16 protein-coding genes and 1 CRISPR repeat array are annotated in these 20,857 nt (G+C 56.0%); all 16 genes read right to left on the minus strand.

The window, feature by feature from the left end:
• Positions 1-56 precede the first annotated feature (56 nt).
• Positions 57-1,876: a CRISPR direct-repeat array (repeat unit 32 nt; unit sequence GTTTCAATCCACGCGCCCGCGAGGGGCGCGAC).
• Positions 1,877-2,053: 177 nt separating this feature from the next.
• Positions 2,054-2,347 carry a CRISPR-associated endonuclease Cas2 gene (cas2, locus tag AC13D2_RS01420; RefSeq protein ID WP_482938113.1) on the minus strand — a complete coding sequence of 98 codons (294 nt, stop codon included), beginning with the start codon at positions 2,345-2,347 and terminating at the stop codon, positions 2,054-2,056.
• A 10-nt stretch (positions 2,348-2,357) separates the two neighbouring features.
• A complete protein-coding gene (gene cas1c, locus AC13D2_RS01425) occupies positions 2,358-3,377 on the minus strand; it encodes a type I-C CRISPR-associated endonuclease Cas1c (RefSeq protein ID WP_482938114.1) in 1,020 nt (339 codons plus the stop codon).
• Entirely contained in the window at positions 3,374-4,000 is a 627-nt protein-coding gene (gene cas4, locus AC13D2_RS01430) for a CRISPR-associated protein Cas4 (protein ID WP_482938115.1), read from the minus strand. The genes cas1c and cas4 overlap by 4 nt, the downstream gene beginning before the upstream one ends.
• A gap of 42 nt (positions 4,001-4,042) precedes the next feature.
• Entirely contained in the window at positions 4,043-4,240 is a 198-nt protein-coding gene (locus tag AC13D2_RS01435; protein WP_482938116.1) for a type II toxin-antitoxin system MqsA family antitoxin, read from the minus strand.
• 163 nt (positions 4,241-4,403) lie between these two features.
• Positions 4,404-5,276, minus strand: coding sequence for a type I-C CRISPR-associated protein Cas7/Csd2 (gene cas7c / locus AC13D2_RS01440; protein ID WP_482938117.1), 873 nt, complete (start codon positions 5,274-5,276; stop codon positions 4,404-4,406).
• Positions 5,273-7,060, minus strand: a complete 1,788-nt coding sequence (gene cas8c / locus AC13D2_RS01445; RefSeq protein WP_482938118.1) for a type I-C CRISPR-associated protein Cas8c/Csd1 — start codon at positions 7,058-7,060, stop codon at positions 5,273-5,275. Before cas8c ends, cas7c begins: the two co-directional genes overlap by 4 nt.
• A complete protein-coding gene (cas5c, locus tag AC13D2_RS01450; protein ID WP_482938119.1) occupies positions 7,057-7,716 on the minus strand; it encodes a type I-C CRISPR-associated protein Cas5c in 660 nt (219 codons plus the stop codon). Before cas5c ends, cas8c begins: the two co-directional genes overlap by 4 nt.
• An 8-nt stretch (positions 7,717-7,724) precedes the next feature.
• Positions 7,725-10,013 carry a CRISPR-associated helicase Cas3' gene (cas3, locus tag AC13D2_RS01455; protein ID WP_482938120.1) on the minus strand — a complete coding sequence of 763 codons (2,289 nt, stop codon included), beginning with the start codon at positions 10,011-10,013 and terminating at the stop codon, positions 7,725-7,727.
• 75 nt (positions 10,014-10,088) lie between these two features.
• A complete protein-coding gene (locus AC13D2_RS01460) occupies positions 10,089-11,048 on the minus strand; it encodes a helix-turn-helix transcriptional regulator (RefSeq protein ID WP_482938121.1) in 960 nt (319 codons plus the stop codon).
• A 98-nt stretch (positions 11,049-11,146) separates the two neighbouring features.
• The gene (locus tag AC13D2_RS01465) at positions 11,147-12,499 is read right to left on the minus strand and encodes a sigma-54-dependent transcriptional regulator (RefSeq protein WP_482938122.1); all 1,353 of its coding nucleotides are present in this window, start codon (positions 12,497-12,499) and stop codon (positions 11,147-11,149) included.
• On the minus strand, positions 12,496-14,310 hold the full coding sequence (locus tag AC13D2_RS01470; RefSeq protein ID WP_482938123.1) for a sensor histidine kinase: 1,815 nt from the start codon (positions 14,308-14,310) through the stop codon (positions 12,496-12,498). The genes AC13D2_RS01465 and AC13D2_RS01470 overlap by 4 nt, the downstream gene beginning before the upstream one ends.
• Before the next feature lie 112 nt (positions 14,311-14,422).
• Positions 14,423-16,603: a TRAP transporter permease gene (locus AC13D2_RS01475; RefSeq protein ID WP_300498477.1), complete on the minus strand. Its 2,181-nt coding sequence runs from the start codon at positions 16,601-16,603 to the stop codon at positions 14,423-14,425.
• A 90-nt stretch (positions 16,604-16,693) separates the two neighbouring features.
• On the minus strand, positions 16,694-17,674 hold the full coding sequence (locus tag AC13D2_RS01480; RefSeq protein ID WP_292047948.1) for a TAXI family TRAP transporter solute-binding subunit: 981 nt from the start codon (positions 17,672-17,674) through the stop codon (positions 16,694-16,696).
• A 241-nt stretch (positions 17,675-17,915) separates the two neighbouring features.
• On the minus strand, positions 17,916-18,905 hold the full coding sequence (gene lhpI / locus AC13D2_RS01485; protein WP_300498476.1) for a bifunctional Delta(1)-pyrroline-2-carboxylate/Delta(1)-piperideine-2-carboxylate reductase: 990 nt from the start codon (positions 18,903-18,905) through the stop codon (positions 17,916-17,918).
• A 52-nt stretch (positions 18,906-18,957) separates the two neighbouring features.
• Complete coding sequence (locus AC13D2_RS01490) at positions 18,958-20,283, minus strand: TRAP transporter large permease (protein WP_420390666.1); 1,326 nt, start codon at positions 20,281-20,283, stop codon at positions 18,958-18,960.
• Positions 20,280-20,804, minus strand: a complete 525-nt coding sequence (locus AC13D2_RS01495) for a TRAP transporter small permease subunit (RefSeq protein WP_292047945.1) — start codon at positions 20,802-20,804, stop codon at positions 20,280-20,282. Before AC13D2_RS01495 ends, AC13D2_RS01490 begins: the two co-directional genes overlap by 4 nt.
• Between the last annotated feature and the right edge of the window lie 53 nt (positions 20,805-20,857).

The following is a 20,857-nucleotide window of genomic DNA, read 5'->3' on the forward strand; positions in this document are numbered from 1 at the left end:
ACGCGCCTGCGAGGGGCGCGACGGGTCCGACATGGCTTCGATATGGTCGCTGGCAAGTTTCAATCCACGCGCCCGCGAGGGGCGCGACAGAAAAGCGAGATACCTTCTATTGTACAGGACGGGTTTCAATCCACGCGCCCGCGAGGGGCGCGACGGAGACTTCGCAGGCGTCAATACCCTTACCGGGGTTTCAATCCACGCGCCCGCGAGGGGCGCGACGCAACGACTACGCCTATCAGCGTGTGATGGCGGAGTTTCAATCCACGCGCCCGCGAGGGGCGCGACTGTTCAGAGAGTCTTGGTGAAAGTTGCCATGTTGTTTCAATCCACGCGCCCGCGAGGGGCGCGACGTCAGAGACCATCCGACACCCTTCCCCGCTTAGATGTTTCAATCCACGCGCCCGCGAGGGGCGCGACGTCAATAACCAGTTCGAAAAACATTTCGTTGGCTTCGTTTCAATCCACGCGCCCGCGAGGGGCGCGACCGCTACCAAAGCGCGCATAATGCCCGTTATGTGTGTTTCAATCCACGCGCCCGCGAGGGGCGCGACCCGGGGGACCGACTTATATTCGGCGTATGACACGTTTCAATCCACGCGCCCGCGAGGGGCGCGACGCGGAGCCTCGGACAAGGCGGACAGGTAGTCCATGTTTCAATCCACGCGCCCGCGAGGGGCGCGACGGCAGCGTCTCGGAGAGTAACCCCGATGTCCTTCTTGTTTCAATCCACGCGCCCGCGAGGGGCGCGACGGCAGCGTCTCGGAGAGTAACCCCGATGTCCTTCGGTTTCAATCCACGCGCCCGCGAGGGGCGCGACCACCTGTACGGGTGAACTCGGAGCAACTGAAAAGAATAGTTTCAATCCACGCGCCCGCGAGGGGCGCGACCATGGGATCAGAACTCTTTTCCGCCATGCCCTTTGTTTCAATCCACGCGCCCGCGAGGGGCGCGACGGGTGCAACTGCCATCCTTGTGGCAAGTAATTGGTTTCAATCCACGCGCCCGCGAGGGGCGCGACGGCCTCCCCGCTTATGCTGGATCCGGTGAACGGGTTTCAATCCACGCGCCCGCGAGGGGCGCGACTAGTTGGCAACCCAGCCGAAAACAATGCGGTCTTGTTTCAATCCACGCGCCCGCGAGGGGCGCGACCGTTGACTGAGGTGATTGCAGGGCCAACTTCGTCGGGTTTCAATCCACGCGCCCGCGAGGGGCGCGACTCTGGCGAAGCGGGGTCAAACCCGTTCTTATGCGTTTCAATCCACGCGCCCGCGAGGGGCGCGACGCCGCAGTGGTGGTGCCCGCGCCTGCGGTGTTAGTGTTTCAATCCACGCGCCCGCGAGGGGCGCGACTCAACTGATCCGCGCGACTTTTCCGATAACTCTGAGTTTCAATCCACGCGCCCGCGAGGGGCGCGACATCTCATGGCAGAAATGGAGCGGCTAGGCTTCAAGTTTCAATCCACGCGCCCGCGAGGGGCGCGACCTGAACACGTATAGGGTGTGCCAGAGCCACTAAGGGTTTCAATCCACGCGCCCGCGAGGGGCGCGACTCAATATTACCTGTGAGGACACAGCACTACTCCGTTTCAATCCACGCGCCCGCGAGGGGCGCGACGTAGTCAACATCCCGTTTCCCCTTCAGATCATCGTTTCAATCCACGCGCCCGCGAGGGGCGCGACGGAAGAATGGCAAAAACGCCGGTCATATCCGGGGTTTCAATCCACGCGCCCGCGAGGGGCGCGACGTCAGAGCCGCAACCAAAACCATCAAACTTGTGTGTTTCAATCCACGCGCCCGCGAGGGGCGCGACATGGCTTTGAATGCCATGGCAACACCGATAATAAGTTTCAATCCACGCGCCCGCGAGGGGCGCGACCGCTCAATCCTAACTCATTGACAATAAAGCCGCCAAATAGCTATTTTCGCTATCTACCGATGGCCGATGGCTGCCGTAGCAGTTTCAGATAGCCCAAAACGAATAAAGCCAGAACCCATACAGGCTCTGGCAAATCGCTAACATACCGGGTTTTTAATGAGCACTACCGGTTAGCGTTCAGAGAATCATCGCATCCCGGAATATGTCAGGTGCTGGTTTCGCACCATGATGTTCAATTCGGTTCTTCCAGTTCTTGCCAAGTTTGTAAAACCGTAAGCTATCCGACTCCTCATTGTACAAACCCAGAAGTTTGTCTCTGAAGATCGTCCATTGTGCCGGGTCTACTTCACATTCGAAAACCGAATACTGCACACGAACCCCGTAGTCCAGACAGGCCTTTGCAACCCGCCTGAGCCTGCCTGGTCCTTCCGGGTCTTCCAATGAAATATCATATGTGACCAACACCATCATCGCACTATTCCTATCTCATTACGCAAGGCGGGTAACGCTCCAGATCTTTCCTCAAGTGGCGGGCGAGTAACATAGCCTGGATGTGAGGAATGATGCCTATAGGCACCTTTTCCTTGAGAAATGGATGCATTACTTCCTGCTGCTTTTTCTCCTGATAGGCCACCAACAACTGCTTGCGGGCACCATCAGACATCCTTACCGCACCGGACGACTCAGTAATAAAATCAGACGCTTTTAGTTGCCGCCGGTTAATCAAGCTTAAGACCAGACGGTCAGCCAACCAGGGACGAAATTCCTCCAGCAAATCCTGCGCGAGGCTGTCTCTTCCAGGCCGATCCGCATGTAAAAAACCGACTTGAGGGTCCAACCCTACGCCATTCAGAGCGGCACCAATATCCTGCCCGAGGATGGCGTAGACAAATGATAGCAACGCGTTGACTGGGTCTCTTGGCGGGCGGCGATTGCGGCCAGAGAACGAAAAGTCTTCTCTCCGATTTTCATTAATAAGCACTTCGAAGACGGAAAAGTACGTGGCAGCCGCGTCCCCCTCAATCCCCCGCAACGAATCCAGGTTATCAACGTATTTCGCCAAACGTATCGATGCCGCCAGGTGTTTGGCCGCATGTTCCACTGGCCCGGTGGTGCCATGATTGCGCTGATGCCGTAAAAGGAGGTTTCTGGAACCAACGAGCTTGGCGGCTACCACTGAGCGGGCGATTTCAAGAGAGGTTTTTTCGTCCGCATGGTATTGGGCCCGGCGAAGCAATACATTGCCCGACTTCTTGCCTTGAAGCCGACCGTAAAAACGACCGTACTCAGTGAAAAATGCAAGATTCACACCCTTTTCACCACAAAACCCCATCAACGCTGGCGAAACCAGAACATTCCCAAAGCAAAACAGTCCGGAAACAGAATGTATTGGCACTTGCATCAGTTTCTGGCGCTCGTGCTCGATTACGACAGTCTCACGCTCCTTGTGAACATAAGAGCCCTGCCGGGTGACATATAGACTGTTCTGGAGTTTTTTCACTCGGTGTCTCCCTCGTCGAACAGATCATCGACATAACGGGTACTTCGGTCTTTGCCCAAGAGCTTTGGATTACATAAATCAAACAATGAGCAAGCATCGCACTTCTTCTCATAAGCGGCCTTTGGAGTCTGCCCGCTAACCAGAAGCTGGCGAACATCGGCAATAACCTGCCGGGTTTCCTTGCGTAGATCTTCGGAGAAGGTTACGTCATCCCGGTGGCGGGTTTGCCAGTACCAAAGCGCCCCGCCCCGAACAGGCCGGCCTTGCATCTCTTCAAGACACAATCCCTGAGCGCAGAGCTGAATCCGATCCCAGTTATCCTTTTTCGGCTTGCCCCTCTTGTACTCCACCGGTTTCATGTCACCAGTGGACAGGTCGATTTCGACCAGGTCTAGTTTCCCAGTGATGCCAATAGATTCCGCACTGACCAGAACGCCACGCTCATACCGGATACCTTTGCGGGTTTCCGGCTCACCTCGGTCAACCCGTTGGTGAAGCACTTGCCCCTGGGCTGTCAGCCAGTTTTCCGCCCATACCTGCTCATTGTGTATGAGCGCACACTGCCTCGGACAAAAGGCGAAATGCTGCAGCGCTGAAAGTGGTATGAGCTTTTCGTCCTGCATAGGTTGGTGGCCTCTCAGGCGGCGAACTGAATCACCTCTACCTCATGATTCTGTTTGATAGCCTCCTCCACCATGCTCAGAATCTTTGCCGAGATAGCATCGTCGAGGTAATACTCGCCGCAGATTATCACAAATCTCAGCGGGCACATTTTTGACAACGATGGTTGCCTCTCCTCGTGTCATGGTGACAGTGGTAGTGCCGGGATGGGTTGCCCCGTTCCTACAACTTGCGCATTTCATTCAGTTTCTCCGGTTTGAATAGTGAATGTGACCTCTTCCGAAGACAATGACCTTTCGAGCATGCGCCTAAGCGCATGACCACTGAACCTGACTGCCGAACATTGTTTCATCCCTGGAGTACTCTCCTGACTATCTATACTGAATGGGGCAAGCGGTTCCCCCGCTAGTCCAGATACTTGATTAACTCTACACCATCCGGCAATTCGTCTGCGTTCACGACTAGCTCGTAGTCGCTGAAATCCCTGGCAGGCCCCTCAGACTTCCGTTTAACATCAACCAGTTCAAACAGTTTTCTGGCCGGCGCATTACCGAGCGCCGACTCGTGTTTGAACACCAGCAACGCGCAAGGTGACATTTCTCCCCGACCGGCAGAGCGATCATGGTCCAGCATGTTAACCAGCGCATCCCAGAACAATCTCAAATCCTCTTCACCAAAACCTGTCTGCTTGGCGAGATTTGCCGAGATAAATCCATGGCAGCGGTATAGGCCGTACGGGATTGTGAACTTCCGTCCCATCGTGCGGTTGTCACCACTCTGCGCCTCGGCCTCTTTTTCGGTGGTTACGGCCATCCTTGTAATACTGTGCTCGGCGCTTACAACCGGCTCAACACTTCGGGCGAAATTCATCTGAACAGGGCCGCGAACCTGACCGGTGTTTACATCTGTAGACATGACGGCTCCGAAGGTACGGATATCAAAGAAGTTCTGACACATCCACTGGGTTACTTGTCTGGCATCCTCTTCCTTTTTGGGCAGCTTCTTTGACTCGTGTTTCAATTCCAGTGCTTCGTATGCTCGCAAGTTGTTCTTGTTCAACACCGCCTTTTCTTTGATGTAGATCTCGAACGGAGGAGTTTCCTCTTTCACCATGCCAACGTAGTTACGTACTTTGCGCTTCAGGCACACATCGGTGACCAACCCTTGACCGGTTTCGGCATCCACCCGTGGCAGATTGCCTGCATCCGGGTCGCCGTTGGGGTTTCCATCTTTCACATCAAAGAGGTACACAAATTCGTAACGGTTATTCAGGCTCATGCTTCGACTCCTTCTGATTCATCACGGGCTTGTTCTTTAGACTGTTTAGTAAAAAGTGCTTGTCTCTGGTGGTAGTAACCGATGGCGAATAATCCCTGCTCTTCCAAGCTAAGGTGAGCGGGGAATTCGTTGATGTCTGCCATGATTTCTGCAATGCGCTTTTCCGCGACCACCCGCTGTCCCTGATGCGACAGTTTTTTAAGATGATGGGCGTGCAACCGCATCAAGGTTCCGAAAACAGATTTCGGACTACAACTAGCACTGCTGTAGTATCGATCCCGGATGGTTGCATTCAGCCCCGGATTGGCATCCGATTGCAGCTTTTCCAGCACGGCAAACAGGCTTCCCAGACGATAACCAATCCGCTTCTCTTGGGGGTTATAGGCCATGGTGATTTCCTTATTGGTGAGATTCTGATGACGATAAGAGCGGTTCAGGAAGGCTTTGATCAATCGCGCCCGATAGGGAGTAACCTCGCCCTGCTCAGCTTTGATGCGCTTGATTACACCTTGCATAAGACTTGCCGGTAGTGGTAACCCCATTAGAATGGCACGCACCGTTTCACCGACCAGATGAGGTGTCAGGTTTTCATCTTTTCCCAACAGTGCCGTTGAGCGTAGCAGTGGTTTCAAAGGTGGATAGTCGGCGTTCTTGCTGGCGATTTCGATATCGCGGAACCATTGGGCCAACTGCCCACTGAATTCCGCCACTGTGCCCACCTGCCAAAATCGGACAGCAATCCGGGCTGCGTTGGGGGAAAGGCCAAGAAGATAAAAGCGCGCCTTGCCATCGCCCTCCATGAATGCGCCGGTGTGTAGACTTTCAAAAAGCTGTCTGACCGCCCGGGCGCCACTGTCTGGGTCATCCTTGGGTGAATCGTTGAAGAACGACTGGAAACTGCTCTCGAGGAAGTTCTCGCTTGATGACCACCAGACAACGGATGTCTCATTAAGCTGCAATCGCTGTGCGCTGTTGGTTCGCAATAGCTGGTTCAGAGCCGTGGTGTACTTAAAGGCCGCTTCTTCACCGACTGGCGCATTGTTTCCCTTTTCTTTTCCCCAGGAATTGAAAGAGTCGATATTGAAGGACACGATATTTGCACCGGCCATCTGGGCACCCCAGACACCTTTTACGGCTGGGTGCAAACGCGCAATTTTGGTTCTTTCACCGGTTACCAGGCAGATGCCATCCTGATTCTCGTTGTCCAGCGGCCGCTCGCCGATCCATTGGCGCACACCCGGCGACTGGCAAACGAGGTTATTGTCAGTGCTTAACTGAAAGGTGAGATTGCATCCGGAAATTTTCAGGCATTCCTGAAACTCAGGTGTCCGCCGGATTTTCTCTTTCTCTGCTTCATCGTGCAGAAAGGCATGAACTGCCCGAACACCGCCATCTCCCGGCAAGTCGGCGCAAAGGCGACTCACCAGGTCGATAAAAGCCAGGTGCTGTTTGCCTGCCATTTCTACTTCCTTCGCGCTGGGCTCTGATCCTGGCTTGGCTACCTTCGGCTGATTCAACACATAGCCAAAATGGTCCCAGAGGCAGTAGGCTGTTTCGTAGGACTTGGCACCACTGCGCTTCATCCCCTGTGGCACAGTGAACGTCCTGGCTACGGGTTTGCCTTTTTCCTGAAACTCACGGGTATCCTTTAACTGAACAAACTCCCCTTCAGGACTGAGGACAATGACAAATGGAATCTCCTTCTCTTCAAACCCTACCGGTGGTAACGGGCTGCCCGCAGTCTTTTTTCGGTCGTAGTACTCACACAATGCCTGCAGAATCATCCCCTCACCTCCCCGCTGTCGCGGTCGGGCACATCCACTACACCGTTCTGTATTTTCGCCCTGAAGAACAAGGGGCGCGGCGCGGTCGGCTCGGAATAGTCCAGGTCATATAACATAAACCCGAGGTCCGACGACTCCTGGATTGGTTTAGGACCGCCACTGGCATCCGCCAGAGCAAAATCACAACTGAACTCGCGGCACCCCAGATAGGGCTGATTGAAGCACTGCCCTTTCTCTGCGCGGCGGCGAAACATATCAGCAAATTTGGCTGCTGAGTCCTGCGGACCGGCTTTGTCCGTCATGTGGAACTCACCGTGGAGTCGATATCGAACATCTTTCAGCAGCAGGCTGGCCCGTTGCTGTCTCTGTTCATCCACATAGATTCCAAGATGCCCTTCACCGCTAGTCATTGCTGACTTCGCAGAGCGTGCTGAAACGATGGATTCCACCTCATTGCGCCGCAGGTTCATCCACTTGATCGGATTGAGCACTTCTATTCGCGTGACCTGCCACTGAATCGCCGGCTTCCAAAGGATGGCCTCAAAAATAGCCCTGGCGGCAGACGGGGTAATCACGTCATAACTTACCCGCTCTACCTTCATCTCCGGCCTGGTGAAACAGGCGAACTCTCCACTGACTTCAAGGCAAAAACCCATAAGCCCTCCTATATAACGGTAGACTCGGCAGGAAGCAGGCTGTCCGGTGCCTGAACACCCCAGACCGAGTGGTAATGACTGGATTCAACAACAAATTTACCAGCACATTCGTAGATCGCCCCCACCCCGTACAACTGTTTAGCGAGTGCCTCCGGCAATGTAACGCTGTATCTCTGCAGTTTCCGGTGAACCCACTTCTGGGAGCCGTCCTGATCCAGCATGGCCAACCACTGATCGATAGGCGTTTCTCCACATCCTTTTGGGCAGAACGGGACAATCACACCAATGCCCTTTTCGTCGATCAAACGGAACTTCTCCGACGCTTCCCGAAACTGAATACCCAAAGGCGTATCGGGGGAATTCTCTGCCTTCAGAAGCCAGCAAATACCATGCTTGTCGCGGTCTCCCTGCGCGTTTAGGTCTGTGAAAAATGCTTGTATTGCCCGAGGGCTAAGCGGGTCGCTCAATTGCCCACTCCTGAGCAGCTTGATGGTCACTTGTGCGGCTTGCCTGAGATAACCCGGAGGAGGGAGTTGTTCTGGCTGGAACACTACAACCCGACCCGGCTCTGGCAATCGCCCCTCCCGATTACACCGACCGGCCGCCTGGGCGATGGAATCAAGCCCCGCCATGGCCCGGTAGACCACCGGAAAGTCAACATCCACGCCAGCCTCGATCAGTTGGGTACTGACTACCCGCAAAGGCTTTGCAGATTTGGTTTGCCGTTCGGAAAGCTTGTGGCGAATTTTCCGGAGGACTGCGGAGCGATGTTCGGCACACATATTGGCGGACAGGTGATAGGTATCACCCTCTTCCGGCAATAGCTCATAGAGCGTTCTCGCATCCTGACGCTTGTTAACCACGACCAGCACACATTCCTCTTCCGCCAGTTGACCTGCCAACGACTCCCAGGATGTTTTCTCGTCAGGGTCCAACGGCATCTCAACTTTCACCCGTTTCAGTTGATCAGCGAGCACGGCTGGCTCCGGAATAATTTCACGGATGTTGTCGAGGCCGGTGTGGAGAACACCGCCAAAGGGATCCACCTGTTTTCCGAGGTCCGGCTGAGTGGCTGTACAGAGCACCCAGGTCACACCAAAGTGATCACTCATCTGCTGCATTACACGTGTGATCGGTTCGTGAAAGTCACGGGGGATTTGCTGGGCTTCGTCCAGAATCACAATGCTGTTTACCAGATTGTGCAGTTTCCGACAGCGGCTGGTTCTACTGGCAAACAGGGATTCGAACAACTGAACGTTGGTGGTGACAATCAACGGGGCATCCCAGTTCTCTGCGGCTAGCCTCAATCCGGCGTTTTCGGCGCCCGGATCAACGTCCAGACTGCTGTGATGCTCCAGAACAGCTTCATCGCCCAGAAACTGCCGGAAAACTCCAGCATTCTGCTCAATAATGCTGGTGAACGGGATAGCATAGACAATTCGGGACTTACCGTGCAGCCGGGCATGTTCCAGCGCAAATCCCAGACTGGCAAGCGTCTTTCCGCCACCGGTAGGCACGGTCAGACTGAATAATCCGGGCGCTTCAGCCGCACCCTGCTGGCAGGCGTCGAATATCGCCTTACGAGTCCTGTTTAGTTCGGTATCAGCCGCAACGTGCAGAAGGTTCCGCATTCTCTCGAAATATATTGGGTGCAGGTCAAGCAGTTTCGGCGACCTTCCACGCTGATTAACCCGTTCCGGTGCCATGTAGCTTTCAGTGTCCAGAAAGTCGGCATCCACAAGGCACGAGAACAGTAATCGCATCCACAGACTGACTGAATGGGGATTCTGCGCCGGGCACGGAACACTGGGTTGATCAGCATTAAGCAGGTGTTCAGGAATCTCTGCGGCCATAGATTCCGAATACTCCTGTGCTGCCTCTCGCAAACGAAACTGTAACGAACCGCGGCCTCCAGACCAGTCAGGCAATCCTGCATGATGCCCCGCAATGAGATACGCAATGATGTAACCGGGCACAGATGGCCATTGGTGGGTTGCATGAACCGCGCCCGCCGTGGAATGCGTGACCCTTTGCGGACTCTCCACATGGGCATTCTCACGCTCATAACCTGATGCATCACGAATATACTTCTGAAAGGCCCCACGATACTTCCCAAAATCATGCCAAAGCCCGGCGGCAGTACCCCAACCAGCAGACTGAAATTCCGCTGCATTCGCACCACTGAATTCGGCCACTTTCTGAAGATGCTCCTCCAGACCATGAGGCTCCAGCCATTCTCCGGTGCGATTGTCCAGCTTCACGTGGGCAACATAATCGTGATTACACATACCGCTCATCAAGACCTTTCCTTGTTCATTCGATCCCAGCCTATTCCACCCACTGCCCCAAGCACCGCACCACTGATTAAATTATCAGTACATCCCCGCCATCTTCCGTATCCTCAGAATTACTTCCTCCCTGAGCTCCGGTGGCCCGAGCACTTCCACATCAGCCCCATACCGCAAAACCTCCATCGCAATTTCTCTCTCATCCGAGTACGGCACTTTCAGGTGGTAGCCGTCCTGCCGCCATTCCCCTACCTGCTCGGCGTGCCAGGTTTCATCCGCTACCCATTGGGCTGAATGGTCTGAAAACCTCAGATGCGCAGTGCCTTTGGGGGCACCGCCAAAGATGCCAAAGCTGGAGAATGAAAACGCGTCGAGTTCCTCAACCGCCAGCATCTGCGCATCGACATCGTTTATGTCGGGCTCGGCTATCCGATCCAGCGAGAACAGGCGAAGTTCGTTGGCCTGGCTGCATTGCGCCAGCAGATACCAGTTCGAGCGATAGTGCAGTAATTTCTGCGGATGAACGTTGCGGAGCTTGCTGCCGGTGCCACTACGGGCTGCGTAGCAAAAGGTCAGTTGCTTACCTGATAACGTGGCTTCGGCGACCGGATCAAAAATCTGATGGGCGGCGTGGCGTGCCTGGATCGGTTGGATCTGGATGCGCTCGCTGATTCGCTCCGCCCCATGGCCAGACTCCCCCAACAGGTGTCGGATACGCTCTTTGAGCGGTGCAAGGCGGTTACTGATCAGGCCCGGTTGTACGTTCTCCAGCAATTGCTCGCAGGCCAGTAGCGCATAAAGTTCGCTTGGATTCATCCAGAAACCGGGCAGTTCAAAAACCGGCGCCCGGGGGTCGTAACGGTGCCCGTTATGATCACGGCAATATTCGAGGGGCGCGCCCAGCGCGTCACGGAGGTATTCGAAGTCTCGGGTTATGGTGTTGCGGCTGGCTTCCAGTGCCTCCATGAAGGTTCGCATGGGGACCGGGTGCCGGGCGTTTCGCAATAGTTCGTGAATTCGATAAATACGATCAAAACGTGACACTCAGACTCCCTGTGCTCAAAAGACGGACTACTCAAACATTACAAAAGCCTAGCCGCGAGAAGCCGTAACCGCCACAGGGATTTTATCAGGTCGTCAGCTCAATCCCGGAACTGCGCCTTGTCCAGCCCGTACTTTTTCATCTTGTCGTACAGCGTCTTGCGGGCGATGCCCAACTGGACCATGGTGTCCTTGATGCTGCCATGACAGGTATTGAGCGCGCTGACGACGGCTGAACGTTCAAAGTCGTCCATCATCTCGGACAGCGTCTGGCGCCCGGACACATTGGCGGTGAAGGAGGAGTCGTTTTCGTCCAATGCGACCGGCCCCAGCAAAACGTAGCGTTCGGCCAGGTTTCTCAACTCCCGCACGTTCCCCGGCCAGCTATGTTGCATCAGACGCGCGGCCTGGCTGGCATCCAGGGGTATGCTCTCGCGGTCGTATCGGGCGGCCGCAATCAGCACGAAATGGTGGAACAGCACGGGAATGTCGTCCTTGCGCTCACGCAGTGGCGGAATATCCAGCTTCACCACATTCAGCCGATAGTACAGGTCGGCCCGGAACTCGCCCTCATCACTAAGCTGCTTCAGGTCGGCCTTGGTGGCAGCGATGATGCGTACATCCACATCCTGTACCTGGTTGCTGCCCAAGCGCTCTACACGTTGTTCTTCGAGCACTCTCAGCAACTTGACCTGCAGGGCCATGGGCATGCTTTCCAGTTCGTCCAGGAACAGGGTGCCCTTGTGAGCGTACTCGATTTTACCGATGCGGCGTTTGTCCGCACCGGTAAAGGCACCCGCTTCGTGGCCGAAAAGCTCGCTCTCGATCAGGTTCTCGGGTACCGCGCCGCAGTTAATGGCGACGAAATTGTGAGTGCTTCGGGGGCTGTTCTCATGGATATAGCGGGCCAAGGCATCCTTCCCCGAACCCGTCTCGCCGTGCAACAGAATATTGGCGGAGATATCCAGCACCGGATCGATGGTTGCCATCACTTTCTGCATACCGGCTGAATCCCCCAGAATCCTGGGACCCGGCCGGGCCAGGTGCTTCAGTTGGGCTTTCAGCCGTCGGTTTTCCAGTGCCAGGTGACGTTTTTCCAGGGCGTGGCGAAGCAGCTCCAGGAGTTCGTCGTGATCAAAAGGCTTTTCGATAAAATCGTAGGCGCCTTGCTGCATGGCGGTGACGGCCGTGCTGATATCGCCCTGCCCGGTCAGAATAATCACCGGGATGGTGTCATCCTTGGCGCGAATCCTGTCGAGCATTTCCAGGCCATCCATTCCCGGCATATTGTAGTCACATAGCACCACGCCCTCGTAGTCCTGTGTAATGTTTTCAAGGCCAGATCGTGCATCCTCGAAACAGGCAACGGATAGATCTTCTAACGTAAGGGTCTGCGCGATGGCCTTGCGGATATGCGGGTCATCGTCCACAAAAATTACCGACGCCTCTGTCATTCGGTGGCCTCCCGCTTTCTGAGTGTTAATACGAACTCCGCGCCCGGTCCGTCGCTCCGGTTACGCCCCGTCAGGCTGCCGCCCAGCGCATCCACGATCTGCCGGGATATTGAAAGGCCCAGACCCAGCCCCTGCTTCACCGATTTGGTGGTGAAAAAAGGTTCGAAAATCCGCTCCGTACTGCCCGGCAGGCCCGAACCATTATCCCGCACAAGGCAATACCAATGCCCGTCATCTTCTTCCACATCAATGGTGATCTTCGGCTGCTCTCTGCCTTCGACGGCCTGAATGGCGTTTGCCACCAGGTTTACCATGACCTGTTCGATCCGGATCAGGTCTCCATGGCACTGCACTGGCTGTTCCGGGCGGTGCCATTGAATGGAGATATCGGACCGGCTCTCCTGCGCCGCCATTATCTTCAGGGCGCCGTCAACCGATTGCCGCAAATCAACCAATGCCGGTGGCCCTTCCGATTTGCGGGCAAACACCTTGAACTGACGGGTAAGCTCCGCCATTTTGTCACACAGGGTGATGATCTCCGAAAGATTGGCATCCACCATCTCCGTCGTCCCCTTCTCGAGGAACCGGCGACTGTTGCGGGCATAGGTCTGAATCGCCGTCAGTGGCTGGTTGATTTCATGGTTCAGGCCCGCAGACATCTGGCCAAGCACCGCCAGCTTGGCCGCCTGGATTAACTCGTGCTGGGTTTCACGGAGTTCATCGCGGGTTTTCTCCCGCTCGCGGATTTCATCCAGAAGTTGCTGGTTGGAGCGCTCAAGCTCCGCCGTTCTGCTGGCGACACTGCGCTCGAGCTGCTCTCCCCGGTAGGCCAATTCCGCCTCCCGGCGGTAGCGCTCGCGCAAATACAACGACGCGAGCAAACCCACCACGAAGATCGCCACGCCCACCGCCGCAAACCCGAGCCGACTCCACACAACAGAGCGGGTACTGACCATGACTTGCAGCGTCCAGTCCAGGCGCGGCAGGGGTGTTCGCACTCTGAGATATTCGCGGCTCTCTCCATCGTTGTGAATACGCATGGTCCCTGCCTTGTCGGAAAGCCCCCAGGGTGATCCCAGGCTGTCGAAATCAATCGGCGAAAGCTCACGATCAGGGTAACGCTGGCGAGACAGTTCACTGGGAGCGCCTGCATTCTCACCAGTAAAGTTCCGGTACAGCCACTCGCTCTTGCTGGACAGGAAACTGATACCAGCGTCGTCCAACACCACCATTTCCGAATCCTTCAGTGAGGCGGGGCGCCGCCACTGGGACTCCAGTTCATGCACCAGAACTTTCATGGCGATAACACCCAGGATCTCGCCGCTGTCACCGCGAACAGGATGGGAGAAGTACAGGCCACGGACATCGGAGGTGATGCCCAGGGCAAAATAGATGGCGGAATCCCCGCTTGCCATGGCGTCCTGAAAATAGGGCCTGAAATCAAAGTTGCGGCCCACGAAGCTGTCCCTGCGCAGATAGTTGTTTGCCGCAATAGTCGTTCCGGAGGCATCCATAAGATAGACGTCCGAACTGCCGACGATGGTCGCCATTCGCTGCATCTGGTCGTTAGCTCGCAAGAGTGTCCCTGGGTCACCCGGTGATGCCAGAGCTTCGGCCAACAGCGGATGCTCGGCCATCAACTCGGGGATGGGTACATACCGGTTCAGCTCATTGGCGACGAGCTGGCGATAGCGAAACGACTCTTCCACGCTCTCCTGTTCAACCTGCCGGTAACCATACCAGCCACCCAAGATCCATGAGCAGGCCAGAGTCACCAGAAAAACAAGAAACGCGATAATGCGGTAGGACATACACTCCGGTTCCTGAAAAACCGTTGAAAGCCGCTAGAGTATAGCCCTGTCCAGGCCAGGGCAATCGAGTTTCACTCGGCCACCCTGCCCCGGACACTCCAGCCACTGTTGTTCAGGTACTGGCCGGGCGCAGCTTGCTCTGACGCTGCGCCAGGAACGCAACGACCGCCAGGGCAATACCACTCAAGTCCGTCCATAAACCGCCTTCGATCATCAGCAGCGCCGCACCAATCAGCAGAAGACGGGTGATCACACCAGCAGAGGCCCGGGCAAACCAGCCCAGCACACCACCGGACAGCATATACACCCCGAACAGGGCGGTGATCAGTGCACGGGCGATATCAAACCAGCCGGCATCCATCAGTAGCGCGCCATTGTAGAAAAACATGAAGGGCACGATGAACGCCGCAATACCAATGCGAAACGAGGCCACGGAGGTTTCCATCGCATTGGCGCCCGAGATTCCGGCAGCCGCGTAGGAGGCCAGGGCAACCGGCGGGGTAATGGCCGACACCACCGCAAAATAGAACACGAAGAAATGCGCCGTCAGCGGTTCAATGCCCAACTGTACCAGCCCCGGAGCGACCACCGACGCGGCAACCGCGTAGGCGGCGGTGGTGGGCATGCCCATACCCAACAGGATGGAAATGAACATGGCGAAGATCAGCGCCAGTAACTGACTGGCCTCGGCCACGTCCAGCAGCAACACGGAGAACCGCGCCCCGACACCGGTCAGGGAAATGACGCCCACGATCACACCGGCCGCCGCACACACCACGATAATCTGGATAGCCATGTAGGATGCGACTTCCAGCGCTTCAAGAATCTTCCGTATGCCCATCTTGTTGGGTGAGAACCAGCTGACAACAGCGGCAGATACCGTTGCGAGCGTACCGGCCCGGATCACCGAATAGCCCATAAACAGGGCCACAATCAGAATGATGATGGGCACAAACAGGTAGCACTGTTTCACCATGGTCTTGAGCTTGGGCAGCTCATCCTCGCGCATGCCACGCATGCCGGTCTTCGCCGCCTCAAAGTCCACCATGAAATAAACCGAAGCGAAATAAAGGATGGCCGGGATGATCGCCGCAATGGCAATTTCTGTGTAGGGAATACCGGTGATCTCAGCCATGATGAAGGCGCCCGCCCCCATAATCGGTGGCATGATCTGCCCACCGGTCGAGGCCGCCGCTTCCACGGCCCCTGCCGACCGTTTGCTGTAACCTACCTTTTTCATCAGCGGAATGGTCAGGGAACCGGTGGAGACCACGTTGCCGGCGCTGGTTCCGTTGATCATACCCATCAGACCGGAGGCAAAAATCGACACCTTGGCTGGGCCACCCCGGGTGCGGCCCGCCGCGGCAAAGGCGAAATTCACAAAATAATCGCCCACTTTTGACGCCTGCAGGAAGGCAGCAAAGATGATAAACAGGATGATATAGGTCGATGACACGGCGGTGGTTGGGCCGAGGATACCAGCGTCGGTATACACCTGACTGAAAAAGCGCTGGACCGACAGGCCCGGATACCCCAGGAAGCCAGGCAGATAGGGCCCAAGGAAGACATACACCAGGAAGACCAGCCCGATAACGACCAGAGCCAGACCTGCCACCCGCCGAGTCAACTCCATGATCAGGGCCGTGCCGGCAATGGCGGCGAATGAAATGCCGACCGGCGCAAACGAGGTGCCCGTGGACATGCGCATGGAGGTGTTATAAACCACCAGGAAATAGGCGGCGACCGCCACCGAACACACAATCAGCACCAGATCCGGCACACTGAAGCGGGAACGCTCACGCTGGTGAAACCAGCTCATCACGATACCAGTCGCACTGGCGACCAACAGCGGCCAGCCGAAGTGCCAGGTTTCGAGGTCAACAGGAATTCTTAGCGCGCCACCCAGAATCATCTGGTGGAACGAAAATGTCTGGTACAGCGCGTATACAGCCGGCACCATGGCCAAGGCGCCGATCCAGGTCGTCCAGCGATGGCGTGCGGGACCTTCTTCGGCGGAGACAAAACGGGCACCGGCAAACAGGATGAAGCCCAACACCAGCGCGCCCGCAATGTGCACAATCCGGAACGACCAGGTTTCCAGCGGTGCGATGTTCAAGCTGTAAAGATGAAACGACGAGTAGGCGATAGCCAGCAACGTCACAAATTTCAGCATGCCGCCTTTAAACAGCCGGCGATTGGCCTCGACCGGTTCTTCATCGACATCGTGGGCCAGGACGTGGTCATCGCCAATGTCATTCACCGGGTGTTCTTCGGGGTGTTGTTTGTCAGTCATGATAGACCCTGCTCACGGGAAAACGGGGCCGGCTGTTCGCCGGCTTTGCTCAGGAGAGCCACCGCAGTGGCTCTCCTGCACACACGATGGTTACTGATTGATCTTGCTGTCTTCGATCGTGTAGCCGTTTTCGTTGAACCAACGAGCTGCGCCGGGATGCCATTGCAGGACGTTGTTCTTCGTGTAGTTTTCCGGAACGGAGTTTTTGGCGGCCTTGTGGATGGACACCATCTTGTCGTTGTTCTCCATGGTCAGCTTGGTAATTTCATACACAAAGCTCTCCGGCATGTCGCAGTTGACCATGGCGAAGTTCCACATGGACACCACGCGGGACGGCTCATTCAGGGACTGGTAGGTGCTGGCTGGAATGGTGAATTCCGATACGGGGAAATTATCCGTCACCTTCTTCGCCTCTTCATCCGTCATGCCGATGATGGTCACATCGGTCTGTACTTCCAACTGGCTGACCGCCGGAATCGGAATGCCGGCTGCAAAGGCCACCACGTCAATCAGGCCATCCTGCAACTGCCCACCCAGATCGGACCAGCTACCGTTACGGCGCTCAAAATTGACGCCCAGGGTTTCCATGATGCGGGGGAAATAGGTATCGGATGTGGAGCCGGCCGGCCCGAATCCAATGGTGGCACCGTCGGGAATATCAGAGATGGACGTGATGCCGGAACTGGAAAGTGCGGTTACGGAAAACGGCGTTTCATACATGGGAAACATCGCGCACACATTGTCCATTTTCATGCCCGGTGCCAGTGGGCTGTTACCGTCGATGGACTCTTGCGCCGGCCCCATGGTGGTCAGGCCGAACTTCAGATCGCCAGTATGAACCAGCGCCATATTCTGCATCGGGCCACCGGTGATTTCGGCACCGCCGGACACGCCCAGATTCTCGGCCACAAAGTTTGCCCATCCGGACCCATACGCGAAGTAGGTCCCCCCCTGACTTGCGGTACCGACCGTGAAGTTATCCGGCCAATCAGACCGGTCCTGTGCAATGGCGGGACTGGTGACCGCCAACGTTGAGACAAATGCCATGGCAATGACGGATTGGGTTTTCATAGAGAATGCTCCCATTTCGTTGTGTTTGTTGGGTGCTAGAACGGAGCCCAGCAGGTTCCGGTTGGACACTTACAGCAACGAACAGGAGCAACTAGCAGGCCAAATAGGATAAATAATTGATTTTAATGGAATTTACAAAACAAGGACGGGGCAGACTGAGCGCTAGCGGGTAATATTCCACCCATTTCCAGGAGGGTAATGGGTGGACATCCACCCATTTTGCATGACACAAACCGTGTAATCAGGCTTTACCCTGCTTACTGGAACTCGAATAGTTCTCCCAAACCAGAATCGCCGCAGCCAGATCTTCAAGCGAAACACCCACGGATTTAAACAGAGTAATGGCATCATTACCGGCGCGCCCAGTACGGGCACCACTTGCCAGTTCAGACAGCTCCGCCTGAATCTGTTCCATGTCAAAAACGCCGTCGTTCACAGCAAAGTGCAGATCTCCTGCTTCGCCTTTAGCGCCTGCATAGGAGTCAACAAAGACATCAGAACGAGCAACGCATTCGCTGTCGGTCTCCCTCATATCCTTACGAAATGCCCCCACCAGATCCAGATGCGTTCCGGGTTTCAGCCATTCACCCTGAATCATGGGTTTGGTTGAGAGCGTCGCCGCACTGACGATATCTGCCTCTGGAACCACCGAGGCCAGGTTGTCAGTGGCGGTGACGGACTCAAACGCCGCCTGCCCTTTGTTGTAACCCGAGTACAACCGCGCCAGGTCCTCCGCTTTACTCAGATTGCGGCCGTACACCACAACCCGGCGAATCGGCCGTACCGACGCATGGGCTTCAATCAACATTGGCGCCAGCTTGCCAGTGCCCACGACGACCAATGTCTCAGCATCTTCACGGGCCAGATAGCGGGCTGCCAGAGCGGAGGCCGCGGCAGTGCGGCGGCGGGTCAGCTCACTGCCATCGATACAGGCCAGGGGCTGGCCCGTGGCGCCGTCGCTCAGGAGGTAGACGCCGCTGATCGCGGGCATGCCATGATTCGCATTCTGGGGGAAAACGTTCACCATCTTCACACCAAGATAGCCCGGCTGTTTGCCCTGATCCTCCCAGGCCGGCATCAGCAGCATCGTGGCCTCCCCGTCCTGACGTTCAACCGCATGATGGTGGCGAGGTGGTGTTACGATACCGCCAGCGAAAGCACGTTCCAACTGGTCGACAAGCGCATTCCAGGGCAGGTTTTCGGCGACGACTTCAGAGTCGAGTATTTGCATACGTTGAGTTCCCGTTCAGGGTGCCTGCAAGCAGACACCCGCAATGAATGGTTTACCAGGACGGCCCACCAGTTATGCCCGGCAACCACATGACAGCCGGCTCATAGAAAAGCACCACTGCCAGCACGATCAACTGGATCACAATGAAGGGAATGACCCCGAGGTACATGTGTTTCAGAGTGATCTCCGGCGGTGTTATGGCCCTCAAGTAGAATATCGACGGTGCCAAAGGTGGTGTCAGATAGCTTGTCTGCAGTACCACGAGGAAGGCCACGCAGAACCAGATGTCGTCGAAGCCCAGGGCGCGGACGACCGGCATGGCAACCGGAATCACGATCAGCACGACAGACATCATGTCTAGCACGAAGCCCGCAAGGAAGGCAATCAACAGAATCAAGCCAATGATGGCCCAGGGCTCCAGGCCAGTAGCCATCAGCATCGACTGCACCGTCGCCATACCGCCGGCAGCGAAGAACACCCCGGCAAACATGTGGCCACCTAACAGGATCAGCAGGATCATCGCGGTAATGTTGACCGTGCGGCCGCAGGAATCCCAGAACACCTTCAGGTTCAGATTTCGGTAGAACGCAGACAATGCCAGCGCGCCGGCAGCGCCACACGCGGCGGCTTCAGTCGGCGTGGCCAGCCCCATCAGAATGGTGCCCAGAACCGTGAATATCAGGGCGGCGGTGGGAAGCAAGGCGTAGACGGTAACCTTCATCTTCTGGCCCAGGGTGTAATGTACAGCCTCGTCATCAACCCGTGGCGCCATGGAGGGCTTGATATAGGCGATAGCAATGATATAGATGATAAATAACACAGCCATCAACAGGCCCGGGATCAACAGGCCACTGAACAGCGAACCAACGGACACGCTGGCCACTGGACCCAGTACAACGACGGTAATGGACGGGGGAATCGCAGTTCCCAGGGAACCCGATGAACAAATGACGCCAGACATCAGGCTCTTGTTGTAGTGATGTTTCATCATCACAGGGATGGCCAGCATCCCGATAACCGCCTCAGTGGCACCCACGACGCCAGACGAGGCAGCAAAGATGGTGCCCAATACGATGGCGCCTACACCCAGACCACCGGGCAAGCGCACGGTCCACATATGGACTGCCTTGAACAGACGCTCTGCAATGCCGGACTTTTCCAACATGGCGCCCATAAATATGAACAGTGGGACTGCGGCCAGAATCGCGTTGGAAGCGGTATCCTCGATCTTGGTCAAAAGCTGGTACGGGGCAGTCTGACCGAACAGCATCAAGCCGAACACAGCCGCTACCAGAATCATGGAGAAGGCAATCTGGAAGCCCGCGAAGATCAACAACATCAACAGCGGGAACATCAACAACGACAGATAATCACTCATACCAACTCCTCCCGGTGCTGAGCTTCGCTGTCACCCTTGATCAGGGTGCGAACGGATTTCATAAGCTCAGCCAGCAGTTGCAGGCACATCAGAGAAAAACCAACACACCAGATCAGATAAACCGGCCATACAACCGGGTTCCAGGCTGAACGTCCGGAACGCTCGCCACTTTCCCAGGCATCGTAGAAGTACTTGAAGACTTCCCAGGTCAACCAGATCATCAAAGGCAGGAAGAGCAGGTAGCAGAGAATACGGATGGCGGCGTTCACGCGCGGCGCCAGCTTGAGGGTAATCACGTCCACGCTGACGTGCTGACCAATGCGAAGAGCGTTGGCCATGCCCAGCATGAAGATGGCACCCATCATCATATAACTTGTTTCAAAGGCCCATAGTGTTGGAGCGTCCAGTACGTAACGGCTGAAAACCTCATAGGCCAAGGCGGCGACCAACGGCAGGATGAGGACGGCCGCCAAATGCCCGGCGTACCTCGTGAGCCTCTCTATTAATACAATCAGTGTCATGAGCATGATCCGGCGAATAAAAAAGCCGGAGCAAGGACCTTTCAGCCCCTGCT

It is taken from the genome of Marinobacter sp. B-12 (genome assembly GCF_056857915.1).